Raw genomic sequence first — 1,591 nt, 5'->3', positions numbered from 1 at the left:
GAGGCAAGCGGACCGGGTTGGCTGCACGCCGTGCGTCTCCCGCCCGAGGCGGCGGAGGCGGCCCGTCGGCGTTGTCGGCAAGCCGCCCAGCGCAAGGGGCGAACCCCGCGCGAGGCCACCCTGTTTCTGGCCGGTTGGGTGATGGTCTTCACCACGGTGCCCCCGGAAACCTTGGATGGCCCCACGGTGTTGGCGCTCTACCGCTGCCGTTGGCAAGTGGAACTGGCGTTCAAACGGCTCAAGACCCTGCTTGACCTCGACGCCCTGCGCACCCAGCAGAACAGCCAGTTGGGCGAGGTCTGGATCCGAGGAAAATTGCTCTATGCACTGGTCGTTGAGCGAGGCGCCCAGCGCCACGGCACGGGCGGTTTCGACTCGCTCGACCGCCCGCGTCGCCTGACCCCGTGGCGGCTGCTGGCGATCGTGCGTCAAGCGGTCGATCGCTGGATTGGCGATGTGCAACGCTGGCAAGACGATCACTGGGATGCCTGTCTCGACGTGCTCAAGGAACGTCCGCGCCGCCGTCGCTTGCAAACCCTTCCGGCCAGGGTCGTCGAGATGATGAACGTGCAGAAGCGTCAACGATGCGGTTAAGTTGGCGCCTATGGGGAATCGGCGACCCACTTCACGACGGGCCGCCCCAGATCGAAGCCGATGAGACGCCAGGGGGAGGGCAGCCAGTCGCCGAGCACGCGCGAGACCCAGCCGCCGCCCGGCGCCGGTCGTGGTTCGTCCTTCCAGTCGGGCCAGGCGTCCTTGACCCAGGCGGGAGCACGCCACCAGGCGCACTTGGACCGCTCGTCAGGAATCAGGCCGCCCATGCCATGGATGCGCGCGCCCTTGGGAAACGCGGTTTGGGTGTCGCCGTCCTTGGTTGAGCCTTTCGAGAGGTACTTAGCCAGATAGCCGACAGCACTCTTGCGCGCCCACTCAATGCGGGTATGGCCCCAGGGCCACCAGCCTTGCTTGTCGGGCTTGGGTAGGGTGATGCCTTGGGGCAGCCAGATCAGGATGTGGTAATGGAGCCAGCCGTTCTTCTCGCCGCGCTCCAGCACCCAGACGTAAGGCAGGACGGGCAGACCCCGCCGCCGCGCCCATTCCCGGATCCGCTTCATCAACCCCGAGATCTGGCACGGGTCGAACTCGTCCTCATCGCGATAGGTCAAGTGGAGCATCGCCGCCTTCCAGCGCCGCCCGCTGGCTCCGAGCCGGTCTTGGATCAGGTTGGCGGCCGTGAGCACCGCCGAGCGCATCCGACGCAGCCGCCCGAGGTGTGAATCGATGATGATCTGATGCGGGCCATCGGCCTGGAGGCCCAGTGTTTCCGGGGCCGTGTCACTTGTTGAGAAAGAGACAAGCCCAGGCGGGACGGCTTCGCCGCCCGCCGAATCCGACCCGACCTGACGCGGACGTGATCAGCCATGGCTGGGACACTCCAGACGCGCGCCGAGCGTGGCCAGCTCGCCGCCGAGGGTCTGCACCTGGACGGCCAGCGCCTGGAGCTGGGAACAGATCGCCGGATCGACGGACGGGGCCGAGGCGGCGTGCTTGGCTTCGAGGGCTTCGAGCTTGGCTTTCAGGCGTGCATTGA

2 protein-coding genes are annotated in these 1,591 nt (G+C 67.1%); one reads left to right on the top strand and one right to left on the bottom strand.

The features are described 5' to 3' along the window. A partial coding sequence (locus tag GJ668_RS19655; RefSeq protein WP_155451772.1) for a transposase occupies positions 1-594 on the top strand: 594 nt, incomplete at its 5' end. 8 nt (positions 595-602) lie between these two features. On the opposite strand, the gene GJ668_RS19650 is transcribed toward GJ668_RS19655, so the two are convergent. Beyond that, positions 603-1,241, bottom strand: a complete 639-nt coding sequence (locus GJ668_RS19650; protein WP_155451771.1) for a rolling circle replication-associated protein — start codon at positions 1,239-1,241, stop codon at positions 603-605. Between the last annotated feature and the right edge of the window lie 350 nt (positions 1,242-1,591).

Origin of the sequence: Allochromatium palmeri, from assembly GCF_009720725.1 — a bacterium.
Lineage (GTDB): Bacteria > Pseudomonadota > Gammaproteobacteria > Chromatiales > Chromatiaceae > Thermochromatium > Thermochromatium palmeri.
The sequence above is the reverse complement of the archived record's forward strand: the minus strand, read 5'-3'. Positions and strand labels throughout refer to the sequence as shown.